Annotated in this window: 14 protein-coding genes and 1 other RNA gene; 13 read left to right on the top strand and 2 right to left on the bottom strand. The window is 72.3% G+C overall.

The window, feature by feature from the left end; genetic code table 11:
• Positions 1–124: 124 nt before the first annotated feature.
• From ftsE to ssrA, 5 genes are all read left to right on the top strand, one after another.
• Complete coding sequence (gene ftsE / locus PV343_RS35400; protein ID WP_020940379.1) at positions 125–814, top strand: cell division ATP-binding protein FtsE; 690 nt, start codon at positions 125–127, stop codon at positions 812–814.
• A gap of 34 nt (positions 815–848) precedes the next feature.
• A complete protein-coding gene (gene ftsX, locus PV343_RS35395) occupies positions 849–1,766 on the top strand; it encodes a permease-like cell division protein FtsX (protein ID WP_133923718.1) in 918 nt (305 codons plus the stop codon).
• Between the two features lie 67 nt (positions 1,767–1,833).
• Positions 1,834–3,006 carry a S41 family peptidase gene (locus PV343_RS35390; protein ID WP_319151134.1) on the top strand — a complete coding sequence of 391 codons (1,173 nt, stop codon included), beginning with the start codon at positions 1,834–1,836 and terminating at the stop codon, positions 3,004–3,006.
• Between the two features lie 70 nt (positions 3,007–3,076).
• On the top strand, positions 3,077–3,556 hold the full coding sequence (gene smpB / locus PV343_RS35385; protein WP_020940376.1) for an SsrA-binding protein SmpB: 480 nt from the start codon (positions 3,077–3,079) through the stop codon (positions 3,554–3,556).
• A gap of 101 nt (positions 3,557–3,657) precedes the next feature.
• Positions 3,658–4,043: a transfer-messenger RNA gene (ssrA, locus tag PV343_RS35380) on the top strand.
• Between the two features lie 86 nt (positions 4,044–4,129).
• Here the strand turns inward: ssrA and PV343_RS35375 are convergent.
• A complete protein-coding gene (locus PV343_RS35375) occupies positions 4,130–5,419 on the bottom strand; it encodes an MFS transporter (RefSeq protein ID WP_319151133.1) in 1,290 nt (429 codons plus the stop codon).
• A gap of 84 nt (positions 5,420–5,503) precedes the next feature.
• Between PV343_RS35375 and PV343_RS35370 the strand changes: the two genes are divergently transcribed.
• The 4 genes from PV343_RS35370 to PV343_RS35355 all read left to right on the top strand — a co-directional run bounded on the left by PV343_RS35370 (position 5,504) and on the right by PV343_RS35355 (position 10,207).
• Positions 5,504–6,475, top strand: a complete 972-nt coding sequence (locus PV343_RS35370; protein ID WP_319151132.1) for a LysR family transcriptional regulator — start codon at positions 5,504–5,506, stop codon at positions 6,473–6,475.
• A gap of 25 nt (positions 6,476–6,500) precedes the next feature.
• Positions 6,501–7,397: a hypothetical protein gene (locus tag PV343_RS35365; protein WP_319151131.1), complete on the top strand. Its 897-nt coding sequence runs from the start codon at positions 6,501–6,503 to the stop codon at positions 7,395–7,397.
• 166 nt (positions 7,398–7,563) lie between these two features.
• Positions 7,564–8,958, top strand: coding sequence for a nitrate/nitrite transporter (locus PV343_RS35360; protein WP_319151130.1), 1,395 nt, complete (start codon positions 7,564–7,566; stop codon positions 8,956–8,958).
• A gap of 85 nt (positions 8,959–9,043) precedes the next feature.
• Positions 9,044–10,207, top strand: coding sequence for a uroporphyrinogen-III synthase (locus tag PV343_RS35355; RefSeq protein WP_319151129.1), 1,164 nt, complete (start codon positions 9,044–9,046; stop codon positions 10,205–10,207).
• Positions 10,208–10,262: 55 nt separating this feature from the next.
• Here the strand turns inward: PV343_RS35355 and PV343_RS35350 are convergent, their stop codons facing one another.
• A complete protein-coding gene (locus PV343_RS35350) occupies positions 10,263–10,745 on the bottom strand; it encodes a DUF1772 domain-containing protein (protein WP_319151128.1) in 483 nt (160 codons plus the stop codon).
• A gap of 163 nt (positions 10,746–10,908) precedes the next feature.
• On the opposite strand from PV343_RS35350, the gene PV343_RS35345 reads away from it, so the two are divergent.
• From PV343_RS35345 to PV343_RS35330, 4 genes are all read left to right on the top strand, one after another.
• Positions 10,909–11,502 carry a CGNR zinc finger domain-containing protein gene (locus PV343_RS35345; protein ID WP_319151127.1) on the top strand — a complete coding sequence of 198 codons (594 nt, stop codon included), beginning with the start codon at positions 10,909–10,911 and terminating at the stop codon, positions 11,500–11,502.
• 294 nt (positions 11,503–11,796) lie between these two features.
• On the top strand, positions 11,797–12,381 hold the full coding sequence (locus PV343_RS35340; RefSeq protein WP_030167252.1) for a sigma-70 family RNA polymerase sigma factor: 585 nt from the start codon (positions 11,797–11,799) through the stop codon (positions 12,379–12,381).
• Complete coding sequence (locus PV343_RS35335; RefSeq protein WP_387954198.1) at positions 12,381–13,205, top strand: anti-sigma factor family protein; 825 nt, start codon at positions 12,381–12,383, stop codon at positions 13,203–13,205. The genes PV343_RS35340 and PV343_RS35335 overlap by 1 nt, the downstream gene beginning before the upstream one ends.
• Positions 13,206–13,274: 69 nt before the next feature.
• Positions 13,275–15,677, top strand: a complete 2,403-nt coding sequence (locus PV343_RS35330; protein ID WP_319151125.1) for a HelD family protein — start codon at positions 13,275–13,277, stop codon at positions 15,675–15,677.
• The last annotated feature ends 40 nt before the right edge of the window (positions 15,678–15,717 follow it).

Below are 15,717 nucleotides of genomic sequence, written 5' to 3'. Positions count from 1 at the left end.
AACCCCACATCCAGGGCCGTACAAAAACGCACAAGCCTTACCCAACCACGCCCGGGCCCTGCGCTTGCGCGCCCGGTTCGCGTATGGTCACGCTCATCTACCCCCGGCGACCCGTGGTGCATCCGTGATCCGATTCGACAACGTCTCCAAGGTCTACCCCAAGCAGACCCGCCCAGCCCTGCGGGATGTGTCCCTGGAAGTGGAGAAGGGCGAGTTCGTCTTCCTCGTGGGATCCTCCGGCTCCGGGAAGTCCACCTTCCTGCGGCTCGTCCTCCGCGAGGAGCGGTGCAGCCACGGCCAGGTGCACGTGCTGGGCAAGGACCTCGCCCGCCTCTCGAACTGGAAGGTGCCGCAGATGCGCCGCCAGCTCGGGACGGTCTTCCAGGACTTCCGCCTCCTGCCCAACAAGACGGTCGCGGAGAACGTGGCCTTCGCGCAGGAGGTGATCGGCAAGTCGCGCGGCGAGATCCGCAAGTCCGTGCCGCAGGTGCTCGACCTCGTCGGGCTCGGCGGCAAGGAGGACCGCAGGCCCGGCGAGCTGTCCGGTGGTGAGCAGCAGCGCGTGGCCATCGCGCGCGCCTTCGTCAACCGGCCCAAGCTGCTGATCGCCGACGAGCCCACCGGCAACCTCGACCCGCAGACCTCCGTCGGCATCATGAAGCTGCTCGACCGCATCAACCGGACGGGCACCACCGTCATCATGGCGACGCACGACCAGAACATCGTGGACCAGATGCGCAAGCGCGTCATCGAGCTGGAGAAGGGCCGCCTCGTGCGTGACCAGGCCCGCGGCGTCTACGGCTACCAGCACTAAGCAAGTTCACGACGGAAAGGCTTGACCAGACGCCATGCGCGCCCAGTTCGTCCTGTCGGAGATCGGTGTCGGTCTCCGCCGCAATCTGACGATGACGTTCGCCGTCATCGTCTCCGTCGCCCTGTCCCTCGCCCTCTTCGGCGGCTCCCTGCTGATGAGCGACCAGGTGAGCACCATGAAGGGCTACTGGTACGACAAGGTCAACGTCTCGATCTTCCTGTGCAACAAGAGCGACGCGCAGTCGGACGTCAACTGCGCCAAGGGCGCGGTCACCGAGGACCAGAAGAAGCAGATCCTGAGCGACCTGCACAAGATGCCGATCGTCGAGAAGGTCGCGTACGAGTCGCAGGACCAGGCGTACAAGCACTACAAGGAGCAGTTCGGCAACTCCCCGCTGGCCAGCTCGCTCACGCCGGACCAGATGCAGGAGTCGTACCGCATCAAGCTCAAGGACCCGCAGAAGTACCAGGTGATCGCGACCGCGTTCAACGGCCGTGACGGGGTGCAGTCGGTCCAGGACCAGAAGGGCATCCTGGACAACCTCTTCCAGCTCCTCAACCTGATGAACCGGGCGGCCCTCGGTGTGATGGCGCTGATGCTGCTCGTCGCGCTGCTGCTGATCGTCAACACCGTGCGTGTCTCGGCGTTCAGCCGCAGGCGCGAGACCGGGATCATGCGCCTGGTCGGTGCCTCGGGCTTCTACATCCAGGCGCCGTTCATCATGGAGGCCGCGGTCGCCGGACTCATCGGCGGTGGCCTCGCCTGCCTCTTCCTCGTCGTCGGGCGGTACTTCACGATCGACCACGGCATGGCGCTGTCCACCAAGCTCACCCTGATCAACTTCGTCGGCTGGGACGCGGTGTTGACCAAGCTCCCGCTGATCCTCGCGACCAGTGTGCTGATGCCCGCCTTGGCGGCGTTCTTCGCGCTGCGCAAGTACCTGAAGGTGTGACGCATGCCAACAGGGCCGTACGGGCAAGCGACCGTACGGCCCTTCGCGTTGTCCTAGACTCACCGCCATGTCCGGCCGCGACCTGTTCTGTCAGCCCCGCCGCTTCGGCCGCGGGGCCGCCCTGACGTTGGTCTTCGCCGGTGTCCTCGTCGCCGGCGCCGCCACCGGTTCCTTCCCGGACACCGCCCAGGGGAGCCATTCCGGCCGCAAGACCGCCCTGGGGTCCGCGCGTTCGGCGTCCCGGCACGAGGACGTGCGGGAGGCCGCGGCCCGGGCCATGGCCGACGGCAAGTCGCCGATGGAGGCCGCCGAGCGGGCCGTCAGCCGCAGCGGGGACCGCTGGGGCGCCGTCTACTCCGAGGACGAGTACCAGGAGTTCCAGGAGGCCCTCGACGGCCAGTACACCGGCGTCGGGCTGTGGGCGCGGCGCGAGGCGGACGGCCGTATCGAGGTGACCCGGGTGCAGTCGGGCTCGCCGGCGGCCGACGCCGGGATCCGCGCGGGCGACCGGCTGCGCAGCGTCGACGGCGGCGCGGTCGACGGACGGCCGGTCACGGAGGTGGTCTCCTTACTCCGCGGCGACGCCGACGACGCGCGCGCCGGCACGACGGTCACGCTCGGTCTGCAACGCGGCACGCGCGCGTGGACCGAGACCCTGCGCCGGGCCCGCCTGTCCACCGACTCGGTGACCACGCGCAAGCTGCCCGGCGGGGTCACCGTCATCAGGATCGCCGCCTTCACCAAGGGCTCAGGCCACGCCGTGCGCGCCGCGCTGCGGCAGGCCCCGGCCGGCATCGTGCTCGACCTGCGGGGCAACTCCGGCGGTCTGGTCACCGAGGCCGTGGACACCGCCTCCGCCTTCCTCGACGGCGGCCTGGTCGCCACCTACGACGTCGAGGGCGCCCAGCGCGCCCTGCACGCCCGCACCGGCGGCGACACCGCCCGGCCGCTGGTCGCCCTCGTCGACGGGGGCACGATGAGCGCGGCCGAGATGCTCACCGGAGCCCTGCAGGACCGGGGCCGCGCGATGGTGATCGGCTCCCGCACCTTCGGCAAGGGCTCCATCCAGATGCCGACCCGGCTGCCCGACGGCTCCGTGGCCGAGCTGACCGTGGGCCACTACCGCACCCCGTCCGGGCACGCGGTGGACGGCCGGGGCATCACGCCCGACCTGGACGCGGGGCCCGGAGCCCTGCGGCGGGCGGAGACGGTCCTCACCGGCCTGGGCGACCCCTCGTAGCGACCCCTTGCGGCGCCTCCTTAATGCGCTTCCCTCCCACCCCCTCCATGGTGCGAAAATGGTCGGCACTATGGCTAAGGAAAAAGGGCGCAAGCTGATCGCGCAGAACAAGAAGGCGCGGCACGACTACCACATCCTCGACACGTACGAGGCGGGTCTCGTGCTGATGGGGACCGAGGTGAAGTCGCTGCGCCAGGGGCGGGCCTCGCTGGCCGACGGCTTCGTGCAGCTCGACGGCCACGAGGCGTGGCTGCACAACGTGCACGTGCCCGAGTACAGCCAGGGCACGTGGACCAACCACAGCGCCCGCCGCAAGCGGAAGCTGCTGCTGCACCGCGACGAGATCGACAAGCTGGAGTCGAAGTCCCAGGAGACGGGTCACACGATCGTGCCCCTGGCCCTGTACTTCAAGGACGGCCGGGCCAAGGTCGAGATCGCGCTGGCGAAGGGCAAGAAGGAGTACGACAAGCGCCAGACCCTGCGGGAGAAGCAGGACCGCCGCGAGGCGGACCGCGCCATGTCGGCGGTGCGCCGCAAGCAGCGGGCCTAGCGGGAATACGCTGGCATCGACCCGCGTTGGTCACGTACGATGGCACCTGCACCCCCCGAGGGTGCGTGTGACCCTCTCCGGAGGGATTGAAAAATCAACATGGGGATGATCGGTTTCGACAGCGGATGTCGAAGCAGGGGAAGCGTGTCGAGGAAGCGGCCATGATCTCGTAAACCACAGGCCGAAAACAATAATCGCCAACACCAAGCGCGATTCCTCCTCGTTCGCCCTCGCTGCCTAATTAGCAGCTAGCGAACTCTCATAGGAGTGTCAGCCCGGGGCTGTTCCCGACCCGGATCCTGGCATCGACTAGGGGACTAAACCTTGATCCCGGTCACGGGGTGAAGAGGGAAACCAAACAGTGACTGAGCCCGTCGGAGACTTGTCCGCGTGATCTCCGGGGCCGAGAAAAGCGAAGCGGACTGCACACGGAGAAGCCCTCCTTCCGCACCGTTGGACGCGGGTTCGATTCCCGCCATCTCCACCAGCTCCCCGCGGGGAGTACCCCATGTGGGCAACGGCCCCGTCGCTTCCGAGCGGCGGGGCCGTCGTCATGTCCCAGTGGTCCTGCCGTCACGCGGTGGCCGGAGCGGCGGTCGCCGTCCCGGAACCGGCACGGGTCAGCGTGGCCAGCACGAGGGCGAGCGCGGCGGCGGCCACCGGCACGGCGTACGCGGTGGTGGGGGCCAGGTGCTCCACGACCCAGCCGCCCGTCGCCGAACCGCAGGCGATCCCGGTCAGCAGGCCGGTCACCACCAGGCTCATCCCCTCGTTGAGACGGTCGGCCGGGGTGCGCCGCTGGACCAGGGTCATCGCCGTCACCATCGTCGGCGCCGTCGCCATCCCCGCCGGCAGCAGCGCGCCCGCCAGCACCCACAGCGATCCCGTGGCCCACGCGGCCAGCCACGGCAGCGTCATCAGCACGGCCATCCCGGTGAGGCAGTGGCCGAGCCGCAGCCCGGCCGGCTTCAGGGCGCCGTAGACCAGACCCGCCGCGCACGAACCCGCCGCCTGCAGCGCGAGGACCGCGCCGGCGGCCGCGCGGTGTCCCTGCGCGTCCGCGTAGGCGATCGTGACGACCTCCATGGAGCCGAACACCGCGCCGGTCGCCACGAAGCAGGCCAGCAGCGGTGGGATCCCTCGGCTGCGCAGCGGCGAGGGCCCCTTCGACCGGGCCGCCGGCGGGGGCTCGGTCGCCCGCTGGGCGGTGAACAGCAGCATCCCGCCGAGCAGCAGGACGGCACCGGCGAGCGTGCCCGCCTCCGGGAAGAGGGTGCCGGCCAGGAAGGACGCCAGCACCGGGCCGAGCATGAAGCACAGTTCGTCGGCCGCCTGCTCGAAGGAGTTGGCGGTGTGCAGCGCCCCCGGGTCGTCGCGCAGCAGGTGGGTCCAGCGGGCGCGGGACAGCCCGCCGATGTTGGGGGTGGCCGCGGTGGCGGCGTAGGCGGCGAACAGGGTCCAGTCGGGGGCGTCGTAGCGCACGCAGAACAGCAGCGCGAGGCTGCCGAGCACCGCCGTCACGGTGGCCGGCACGGCGATCCGGGTCTGCCCGTACCGGTCCACGAGCCGCGCGATCCAGGGGCCGGCGAGCCCGGTCGCCGCGAGCCCGGTCGCGGTGACCGCACCGGCGAGGGCGTACGAGCCCCGGGACCCGGCGATCATCACCACCGCGCTCACCCCGAACATCCCCATGGGCAGCCGGGCGATCAGGTTGCCCGCCGTGAAGGCGCGGGTCCCGGGGAGGCGGAACAGGCGGCGGTACCCGGATCCGGCGGACGGCGACGGCGACGGCGACGGTGACGGCGCCGGTGACGGTGACGGTGCGCCCCCTATTCGGGCGTCTTCGGTGGTCTGTTGCGGCATGCCCCCACGGTCGCCCGGAGTGGATCACCGGGTCCAACACCTTCTCCGTGCCGATTCACGCGCTCCCGTTGTAAATTCCCCCGCATGCCCGCTCCCGCCTCCCTCGACCCCCGTCTGCTGCGCGCCTTCCTCGCCGTCGCCGAGGAACTGCACTTCACCCGGGCCGCGGCCCGGCTGTACGTCGCCCAGCAGGCGCTCAGCCGGGACGTGCGGCGGCTGGAACGGGAGTTGGGCGCCGAGCTGTTCCTGCGGACCACCCGGCAGGTCGCGCTGACCGCGGACGGCGAGCGCCTGCTGCCGCACGCCCGGCGGGTGCTGGCCGCCCAGGACGATCTGCTGGCCGCCTTCGGGCAGGCGCGGCCGCTGCTGGTCGACCTCAACTCCGCCGGCCTGGTCACCGGCCGCCGGGTGCTGCACCGGGCCCGTGAACTCGCCCCCGACTGCGAGCTGATGGCCCGCTACGAGAGCGGCCTCACCGGAGCGGCCGGTGAACTGCTGGCGGGCCGGCTGGACGCCTCCTTCGGCCGCTTCGCCGGCCTGGAGGCCGCCCTGCGGTCCGGCCTCGAACAGCAGCCGGTGCGCTGGGAGCCGATGGCCGTGGTGCTGCCCGACGACCACCCCCTGGCCCCCCTTCCCGAGGTCCCGGTGGCCGCGCTGGCCGGGGAGACGGTGTACGCCGGGGCCGGGAACCCGCGCACCCGGGAGTGGACCGACCTGGCACTTCACCTGTTCGAGGGGCACGGCATCCGACTGGCTTCACCCCTTCCGCTGGCGGTCGGGGACGAGGAGTTCGAGCGGATCATGGCCAAGACCCGCAATCCGATTCTGGCCGTGGTGGACTTTCCGGCCATGCCCCGCACGGTGCTGCGGCCGCTCGTCGATCCCGTCCCGCTGTCGCCCGTGTCGCTCGTGTGGCGAAAGGGGCTGGTCCACCCCGGGCTGGACGCGCTCAGAGCTGCCGCCGCGGAGATCACCCGTGCCGAAAAGTGGCTCCAACGGCCAACAGACCGATGGTTTCCGGCCATTGACGATCATGTGATGAGCGCTCAGAAGTGACACGTGGCAACCATGAAACCTCGGCGTGCGCCACATTCGTGGCCTGAACAACCGGAGCGGCCGTACCGCCCGGACCGAGGCCGACGAGACGGCGGTGCTCCCGCGGTCCCGGCCCGGAGGCAGACCGGCCGACTTACGCCGGACCGCGGAGTTCCGCAAGGCCGCAGTACCGGACGCCGAACGGACCGCCGTGCTGCCCTCCACCCCGGCCCGCGACCCCGCCGCCGGCTCCTTCCCCGGGTCCACCGGCGTCCTGCGCGACCCCCGGGCGCGGGAGCCCCCGCCGCCTCCGCACCGGCCCCCCCGGTCCCGGACCGCGGACCCCACGCACGACCCGCACGAGGTGACGGTCCAGCTCGACGCCGTCCGGCTCGGCGACATCCAGCTCAGCCCGGCCGCCGGCGCCCCCGGCGGCTCCGGCCGCGACGACGGTCCGGTTTTCGTCGACGCGTCCGGCCGGCGCAGCCGTCCCTTCCGCCGACTCGGCATGGTGGTGGGGCTGGCGTGCGCGGTGTTCGCCGTCGTCATCGTCGCCACCCTGTTGTCCGGCAGCTCGGACGCGCCCTGGATCCCGGTGCCGCAGCACGAGGACAAGCCGGCCGGTCAGGTGGACACCTCCCCGGCGCCCGCCGACTCCTCCGTCCAGCCCTCGGGCACCGGCGACGCGGCACCCGCCACGCCGTCCACGAGCGGCGGCACCGCCCCCGCGCCCGGCTCCACCGCCGAGGTTCCCGGCAACGGCACGGCCGTCGGCACCGGCGACCGCGGTGGCTCGGCCGACCCGCCGCCGACCGCGACCCTGGCCGCTGATCGGGCTGACCGTCCTGGCCGCCGGCTGGATCGAGGACATCGCGGCCAAGCGCAGCCCGAGGCTGTGGCCGAACGGCGTCGAGCGGGGCGGGGGCGGCGCGGGCCGGCGTGAGGACGTCCGCGAGGGCGGCCGCCCTCACCGGCCGCCTGCCGGCCGAGTGAGAGCAACGTTCCCTCGCGGTCACTCGGGCGGCCACAGACAGGAAACGCGCCCTCCCTACCTTCGGGTCCCAGTTCCGCACCGGACGACCGAGCACCCGGAGCCCCGTGGAGGCGCCATGACTGCCCCAGCCCCAACCCCCGTCCCGCCCCCCGCCCCGACCGGCCGTGCCGGCCGCTGGATCGATCGCTGGGATCCGGAGGACGAGGTCTTCTGGAAGGCGACCGGAGAGAAGGTCGCCCGCCGCAACCTCTGGTTCTCCGTGTTCTCCGAGCACATCGGGTTCTCGGTCTGGACGCTGTGGTCCGTGCTCGTGCTCTTCATGGGGCCCGAGTACGGGCTCACCCCCGCCGACAAGTTCCTGCTGACCTCCGTGGTCACGCTGGTCGGCGCGGTCGTCCGGGTGCCCTACACCTTCGCCGTCGCCCTGTTCGGCGGACGGAACTGGACGATCGTCTCGGCCTGCCTGCTGCTGGTGCCGACCGTCGCCGCCTTCGTGGTGATGGAGCCGGGGACGTCCTTCTCCACCTTCCTGCTGGTGGGGCTGCTGGCGGGCGTCGGGGGCGGTAACTTCGCCTCCTCCATGACCAACATCAACGCCTTCTTCCCGCTGCGGAAGAAAGGGTGGGCCCTCGGGCTCAACGCGGGCGGCGGCAACATCGGCGTGCCCGTCATCCAGCTCGTCGCCCTCGCGATCATCGGGGCGGGCGGCGGCCCGCGGGTGCTGCTCGGCATCTACATCCCGCTGATCGTCGTCGCCGCCACCCTCGCCGCGCTGTTCATGGACAACCTCGCCACGGTGAAGAACGACACCGGCGCCGCCCGGGACGCGGCGAGGGACGGCCACACCTGGATCATGGCCTTCCTCTACATCGGCACCTTCGGCTCGTTCATCGGCTACAGCTTCGCCTTCGGGCAGGTCCTGACCAACGAGTTCGGGCGCACCCCGCTGCAGGCCGCGTACCTCACCTTCATCGGCCCGCTGCTCGGCTCCCTGATCCGGCCCATCGGCGGCCGGCTCGCCGACCGCTACGGCGGGGCCCGCATCACCCTGTGGAACTACGTCGGCATGGCCGCCGCCACCGCCGTCCTCATCGTGGCGAGCACGGAGAGGTCGCTCGCGCTGTTCGTGCCGGTCTTCGTGGTGCTGTTCGCGCTCAGCGGGCTCGGCAACGGGTCGACGTACAAGATGATCCCGGGGATCTTCCAGGCCAAGGCCCTCGCCGGGGGACTCACGGGCGAGGCGGCGGCGGCCCACGGGCGGCGGCTGTCCGGTGCCGCCATGGGGCTCATCGGGGCCGTCGGCGCGCTCGGCGGCGTGGGCATCAACCTGGCCTTCCGGCAGTCCTTCCTCTCCTACGGCTCCGGCACCGGCGCCTTCGTCGCGTTCCTCGCCTTCTACGGCGTCTGCTTCGCGGTGACCTGGGCCGTATACCTCCGCCGTTCGGCCGGCCGGGTCGCACCCACCGCCGCCGCCGAGGAGAAGCCGCAGCTCAGCTACGCCGATGTGTGACGTAACACCGCGGACATCACACCGAACCGAGCCCGTCACGCGCCGTTGACAGGCTCGTTCGGCATGCGGGCAAGGTAGGAGAACCATGGACGACGAACAGCAGCACCCCGACCAGCAACCCGAGCACGGGCCCCTCGCGGGTTTCACCGTGGGCGTCACCGCCGCGCGCCGCGCCGACGAGCTGGCCGCGCTGCTGCGCCGGCGCGGCGCAGCCGTGCTGCACGCGCCCGCCCTGCGCATCGTGCCGCTCGCCGACGACGGCGAACTGCTCGCCGCCACCAAGGAGCTGATCGACCACGTGCCGGACGTGGTGGTGGCCACCACCGCCATCGGGTTCCGCGGGTGGGTCGAGGCCGCCGACGGCTGGGGGCTCGGGGAGCAGCTCCTCGACCGGCTGCGCGGGGTGGAGCTGCTGGCCCGCGGCCCCAAGGTCAAGGGGGCGGTCCGGGCCACCGGGCTCACCGAGGAGTGGTCGCCGGCCGGCGAGTCCATGGCCGAGGTGCTCGACCGGCTGCTCGCGGAGGGCGTCGACGGGCGCCGGGTCGCCGTACAGCTGCACGGGGAGCCGCTGCCGGGGTTCGTGGAGGCGCTGAGGGCCGCGGGCGCGGAGGTCGTGCCGGTGCCGGTGTACCGCTGGATGCCGCCGGAGGACATCGGCCCCGTCGACCGCCTGCTGGACGCCGTCGTCGCCCGCGCGGTGGACGCCCTCACCTTCACCAGCGCGCCCGCCGCCGCCTCCCTGCTGTCACGGGCCGAGGACCGGGGGCTCATCGGCGAGGTGCTGGCCGCGCTCGGCCACGACGTGCTGGCCGCGTGCGTCGGCCCCGTCACCGCGCTGCCGCTCCAGGCCCGGGGCGTGGACACCGTGCAGCCCGAACGCTTCCGGCTCGGGCCGCTCGTGCAGCTGCTCTGCCAGCAACTGCCGAACCGCGCACGGGCGTTGCCGGTCGCCGGGCACCGGGTGGAGATCCGGGGGCACGCGGTCCTGGTGGACGACGAGCTGAAGCCGGTGCCGCCGGCCGGGATGTCCCTGCTGCGGGCGCTGGCCCGGCGGCCGGGCTGGGTGGTGCCCCGGGCCGAACTGCTGCGCGCGCTGCCGGGCTCCGGGCGGGACGAGCACGCGGTGGAGACCGCCATGGCCCGGCTGCGCACGGCGCTGGGGACGCCGAAGGTGATCCAGACGGTGGTCAAGCGCGGCTACCGGCTGGCCCTCGACCCGGCCGCGGACGCCAAGTACGCGGACGCGTAGGCGCCATGGCCCGGCGAGCGGGCCGTGGGACTCCAGGCTGCGCGCCGCCCGGCCGTCAGCGTTCGGCGGCGGGCCGCACGGCCGTCAGCGCCCGCGCCAGGCAGGTCAGCGCCAGCGTCGACAGCACCGCCCGGACGACGTTCCACGCCACCCAGGGGTCCTCGAAGTGCTTCCGCAGGGCGGCGGGATCGCCCTTCGCCGCCAGGGCGTCGTTCAGCGGGATGTTGAACACGACCGTGACGAGGAAGGCGAGCCCGTACGCGACGAGCGCCGCCACCACCCACCGGCCGCCCGCCGTGCCCCGCAGTTGCCACGCCGACACCCCCGTCAGCGCCAGGGCCCCCAGGAAGCCGAGGAAGAACACCGGGTTCTGGATCACCACGTTGATGTCCCGCATGACCTCGACGTACGTACGGTCGTCGCTGCGGTCCAGGGCCGGCATCACCGCGCAGGCGAAGACGTAGAACACCCCGGCGATCAGGCCCATCGCGACCGTGGCCGCGCCCAGGACGGCCCTGCTGCTTCTCTTCTCCGACATGCCCACAAGCCAACCGGGGAACCGCCGCCGGGGACATGGCCGAGGAGCGCGGCCGCATACGCGTGCGTCCAGCCCGGTACGGGGGGTTCCGGCGGCCCGCCGGGGCGGGCACTGTGAGGAGGAGCGACGCAACGGTCCCCCTGTCCTAGGCGGTGGCAGGCACATGGCACTGGGTACGGTCACGGTCCCGCACGAGCCGCGGTTCGACGCCGGGAGGATCTGTCTGGACCTCCTCGCGACCGCGCATCCGGCCGAACGGCTGGACACCGTCGAGCCGTTGCGGGCCTGGATCAGCGGGTCCGGGCTCGTGCCACCGGGCACCCCGCTGGACCACGCCGACGCCTCCTGGCTGCCGGGGTTCCGGGAACTGCGGGGACACGTAGGCCGGTTGCTGCGCGGCGGCGACGCGGGGGAGCCGGGACCGCACGACCGCGCGCTCGGCCGGCTCAACGAGATCGCCCGTGCCGCGCCCCCGGTGCCGTGCGCGGTGCGCGGCGAGGACGGCACGCTGGTGCGGCGGTTGGCGCCGCCGCCCGGGTGCGCGGGGCTGCTCGCCCTCCTCGCGCGCGACGCCGTGGAACTGCTCACCGATCCCGAGGCGCGGGCGGCCGTCCGCGAGTGCGAGGGGGACAACTGCCCCCTGGTGTACCTGGACACCTCCCGGGGGCGACGGAGGCGCTGGTGCTCCAGCGAGGTCTGCGGCAACCGGGAGCGGGTGGCACGGCACCGCAGGCGGGTCGCCCTCGCCCGCGCCTGAGCATCCGGAACCCGAGTGTCCGGTACGGGTCTTGTGCCGGATAGAGTCGGATAGCGCCCCCGCGACGACCGGAGTGATTTCCGTAACATCCCGTTCGGCGCCCTTCCCGCACCGCCGGCCCGGCCGCGCTCGGCGCCGTGTCTGAAATGTAAAGATCACGTGGTGGGAATGTGTGCGCATGTCCCGCTCGTCACACCCCTCACAAGAAATCTGCCACTGAGGTTTGAACGGCACGCGGCCCCCGTCCGTACGGGTGGGCGAGCGACCGACTGGGGGAACCCCCGGACACCGGAGGTGGGCGTGCGCAAGGATGCGGCCGTGGCCAATGAACGTGGATCGAGGGCCCGACATCGCATGTCCTCACAGCCCTCGGAACCTGACGAGGAGTTGATGCGTGCCCTGTACCGGGAGCACGCCGGACCTTTGCTCGCGTATGTCCTGCGGCTGGTCGCCGGTGACCGGCAGCGTGCCGAGGACGTCGTACAGGAAACGCTCATCCGTGCCTGGAAGAACGCCGGTCAGCTCAATCGGGCGACCGGTTCGGTACGCCCCTGGCTGGTGACGGTCGCGCGCCGCATCGTCATCGACGGCCACCGCAGCCGGCAGGCCCGGCCGCAGGAGGTCGATCCGTCGCCGCTGGAGGTCATCCCCGCGGAGGACGAGATCGACAAGGCGCTGTGGCTGATGACGCTGTCCGACGCGCTCGACGACCTGACCCCGGCCCACCGGGAGGTGCTCGTCGAGACGTACTTCAAGGGGCGTACCGTCAACGAGGCGGCCGAAACGCTGGGTATCCCCAGCGGCACGGTCCGTTCCCGGGTGTTCTACGCCCTGCGGTCGATGAAGCTGGCACTGGAGGAGCGGGGGGTGACGGCGTGATGAGCGGATACGGGGGAATGCAAGGATTCGGCACGGGTGGTACGGGTATGTCAGGACCCATGCAGGGATCTCCGGTGCCGAACGAGCACGAGACCGTCGGCGCCTACGCCCTGGGCATTCTGGACGACGCCGAGGCGACCGCCTTCGAGGCCCATCTGGCCGGCTGCGAGTGGTGCGCCCAGCAACTGGACGAGCTGGCCGGGATGGAGCCGATGCTGGCCGCCCTCGCGGACCTGCCCGACTCCGGAAGTACACCCGCGCTCGGCGAGTCGCTGTCCGCCAAGCCGAGTCCGCGCCTGGTGGAGAAGCTGGTCGACGAGGTCTCCGAGCGCCGGGCGCAGAAGCGTCGCAAGGGCTTCTACCTGGTCGCGGCCGCCGCCGCGCTGATCATCGGCGGCCCGATGGCCGTCATGGCGGTGAACGGCGGAGGCGACTCGGGGCAGACCGCCACACCGCTGGCGGCGAGCGCGCAGACCACCTTCGACCAGCTGCCGGACAAGGTCTCGGGGTCGGACGGCGCCACCGGCGCCAGCGCGACCGTCGCCATGGGCGAGAAGGCCTGGGGCACCTCGGCGGTCCTCCAGCTCAAAGGCGTCAAGGGACCGCTCAAGTGCTCCCTGATCGCCGTCGGCAAGAACGGCGAGCGCCAGACGCTGGGCTCCTGGTCCGTCCCGAAGTGGGGCTACGGCATCCCGGACGCGACGAGCCCGGAGGCCAAGAAGCCGCTGTACATCGGCGGTGGCACGGCCCTCAAGCCGAACGAGATCGACCACTTCGAGGTGATGACCTTCGACGGCAAGAAGCTCGTCCAGGTGGACGCGTAGCCGACGTAGCTTTGCCGGGTCCCCTTCGCGTACGGTTGACGGCTGCCCAGCACGTCAGAAGGGGGCCCGGTGGCCGCTCAGGTTCAGCAGTCCGCGGTCGGCTCGGTACACGGCGCACAGGACTCCGTGCGTGACCGAGAGATCAGCGTCGAACAGGAACACCTGGACCGGGTGTACCGGCGGCTCGAGGAGAAGATCCACGAGGCCGAGTTCCTGATGAACGACGCGGCCAAGCGCGGTCAGGTCGGCACCCCGGGCGCGCTCGCCGAGCGGGACGCGCAGGTCTTCCGGGCCGGCGTCCATCTCAACCGGCTGAACAACGAGTTCGAGGACTTCCTCTTCGGCCGGATCGACCTGCTGCTCGGCAAGGACGGCAAGAAGGGCCCGGACGGCGCGTACACGGCGGTGGAGCCCGCCGAGGGCGCGGTCCGGCCCGACCGGACCGCCGACATCGCCGAGACCCTGCACATCGGGCGGATCGGCGTGCTCGACGAGGACTACGCCCCGCTCGTCATCGACTGGCGCGCGCCCGCCGCCGCCCCCTTCTACCGGTCCACCCCGAAGGACCCCGGCCGGGTCGTGCGGCGCCGGGTCATCCGCTCCAAGGGCCGCCGGGTCCTCGGCGTCGAGGACGACCTGATGCGCCCGGAGCTGACGGCGTCCCTCGACGGCCGCGAGCTGCCGGTCATCGGCGACGGCGCGCTGATGGCGGCCCTCGGCCAGGCCCGCAGCCACACCATGCGGGACATCGTCTCCTCGATCCAGGCCGAGCAGGACCTGGTGATCCGCGCCCCCGCCGCCTCCGTCACCCAGGTCGAGGGCGGCCCGGGCACCGGCAAGACCGCGGTCGCCCTGCACCGCGCGGCCTATCTGCTCTACCAGGACCGCAGACGCTACGCGGGCGGCATCCTGATCGTCTCTCCGACCCCGCTGCTGGTGGCCTACACCGAGGGCGTGCTGCCCTCGCTCGGCGAGGAGGGCCAGGTCGCCATCCGCGCGATCGGCTCGCTCGTCGACGGTGTGGAGGCCACGCTCTACGACTCCCCGGCCGTGGCCCGCGCCAAGGGCTCCCACCGGATGCTGAAGGTGCTGCGGAAGGCGGCCCGGGGCGCCCTGGAGCTGGGTGCCGGGGGCGGTGACCCCGCCGGACAGCTCTCCCTGGACGACACCGACGGCTTCACCGACGGCGACACCGGAGCCGACGGCGGGCCGCGCACCCCGGCGGGCCCGCCCGGCCGGCTCCGGGTGGTGGCCTTCGGGCGCCGCCTCGAACTGGAGGCCCCGGAGCTGGAACGCGTCCGCCGCACCGCCCTGGGCGGCACCGCGCCGGTCAACCTGCTCCGCCCCCGTGCCCGCAGGCTGCTGCTGGACGCCCTGTGGGCGAAGTCCGGCGCGGGCTCCCGGCACACCGACCCCGAGCTGGCCGCCGAGCTGCGCTCGTCCTTCGACGAGGACGTCATGGGCGAGGACTCCTTCGTCGCCTTCCTCGACGCCTGGTGGCCCGAGCTGACTCCGAAGGGCGTCCTCGCCGCCATGGCCGACGAGCGGCGGCTCGGCCGCTGGGCCCGCCGGATCCTCAACCCCGGCGAGGTCCGCAAGGTCGCCCGGGCGCTGAAGCGCGACGGGTACTCCGTGCACGACGTCGCCATGCTGGACGAGCTCCAGGCGCTCCTCGGTGTCCCGGCCCGGCCGCGCAAGAAGCGCGAGCTGGACCCGCTGGACCAGCTCACCGGCCTCGAGGAGCTGCTGCCGGTGCGCGAGGAGTCCCAGCGGGAGCGGGCCGAGCGGCTGGCGCAGGAGCGCACCGAGTACGCGCACGTGATCGTGGACGAGGCGCAGGACGTCACGCCGATGCAGTGGCGCATGGTCGGCCGTCGCGGTCGGCACGCCACCTGGACGGTCGTCGGCGACCCGGCCCAGTCCTCCTGGTCCGACCCGGACGAGGCGGCCGAGGCCCGCGACGAGGCGCTGGGTACCCGCCCCAGACGCCGCTTCCAGCTCACCGTGAACTACCGCAACCCGGCCGAGATCGCCGAGCTGGCCGCCAGGGTCCTCGCCCTGGCCATGCCCGGCTCCCCGTCGCCCTCCGCCGTCCGGTCCACGGGCGTCGAGCCGCGCTTCACCGTCGTGCGGGACTCCCTCGAGCGGACCGTGCGCGCGGAGGCCGAGCGGCTGCTCGGCCTGGTGGACGGCACGGTCGGCGTCGTCGTCGCGATGAACCGGCGCGAGGAGGCCCGGCGCTGGCTGGCCGGGCTCGGCGACCGGGTGGTGGCGCTCGGCAGCCTGGAGGCCAAGGGTCTGGAGTACGACGCGACGGTGGTCGTCTCGCCCGCGGAGATCGCCGACGAGTCGCCGGCCGGCCTGCGCGTGCTCTACGTGGCGCTGACCCGGGCCACCCAGCAGCTCACGGTGGTCTCGGGGGAGCGGGACGCGCCGGACGCGGCGGGGGTGCCTGACCTGCTGCGGGACTAGAAACCTCAGGAACTCCCCGCGCGGGAATGGCTCCGCGGGA

It is taken from the genome of Streptomyces sp. WI03-4A, assembly GCF_033792105.1.
GTDB classification, from domain to species: domain Bacteria; phylum Actinomycetota; class Actinomycetes; order Streptomycetales; family Streptomycetaceae; genus Streptomyces; species Streptomyces collinus_A.
The sequence above is the reverse complement of the archived record's forward strand: the minus strand, read 5'-3'. Positions and strand labels throughout refer to the sequence as shown.

What these genes read in the sequence shown, in the direction of transcription:
- smpB (WP_020940376.1), top strand. Translation starts at nt 3,077, where the DNA reads ATGGCTAAGGAAAAAGGGCGCAAGCTGATCGCGCAGAACAAGAAGGCG.
- PV343_RS35335 (WP_387954198.1), top strand. Translation starts at nt 12,381, where the DNA reads ATGAGCGGATACGGGGGAATGCAAGGATTCGGCACGGGTGGTACGGGT.
- ftsX (WP_133923718.1), top strand. Translation starts at nt 849, where the DNA reads ATGCGCGCCCAGTTCGTCCTGTCGGAGATCGGTGTCGGTCTCCGCCGC.
- PV343_RS35345 (WP_319151127.1), top strand. Translation starts at nt 10,909, where the DNA reads ATGGCACTGGGTACGGTCACGGTCCCGCACGAGCCGCGGTTCGACGCC.
- PV343_RS35360 (WP_319151130.1), top strand. Translation starts at nt 7,564, where the DNA reads ATGACTGCCCCAGCCCCAACCCCCGTCCCGCCCCCCGCCCCGACCGGC.
- PV343_RS35390 (WP_319151134.1), top strand. Translation starts at nt 1,834, where the DNA reads ATGTCCGGCCGCGACCTGTTCTGTCAGCCCCGCCGCTTCGGCCGCGGG.
- PV343_RS35370 (WP_319151132.1), top strand. Translation starts at nt 5,504, where the DNA reads ATGCCCGCTCCCGCCTCCCTCGACCCCCGTCTGCTGCGCGCCTTCCTC.
- PV343_RS35375 (WP_319151133.1), bottom strand. Translation starts at nt 5,419, where the DNA reads ATGCCGCAACAGACCACCGAAGACGCCCGAATAGGGGGCGCACCGTCA.
- PV343_RS35350 (WP_319151128.1), bottom strand. Translation starts at nt 10,745, where the DNA reads ATGTCGGAGAAGAGAAGCAGCAGGGCCGTCCTGGGCGCGGCCACGGTC.
- PV343_RS35355 (WP_319151129.1), top strand. Translation starts at nt 9,044, where the DNA reads ATGGACGACGAACAGCAGCACCCCGACCAGCAACCCGAGCACGGGCCC.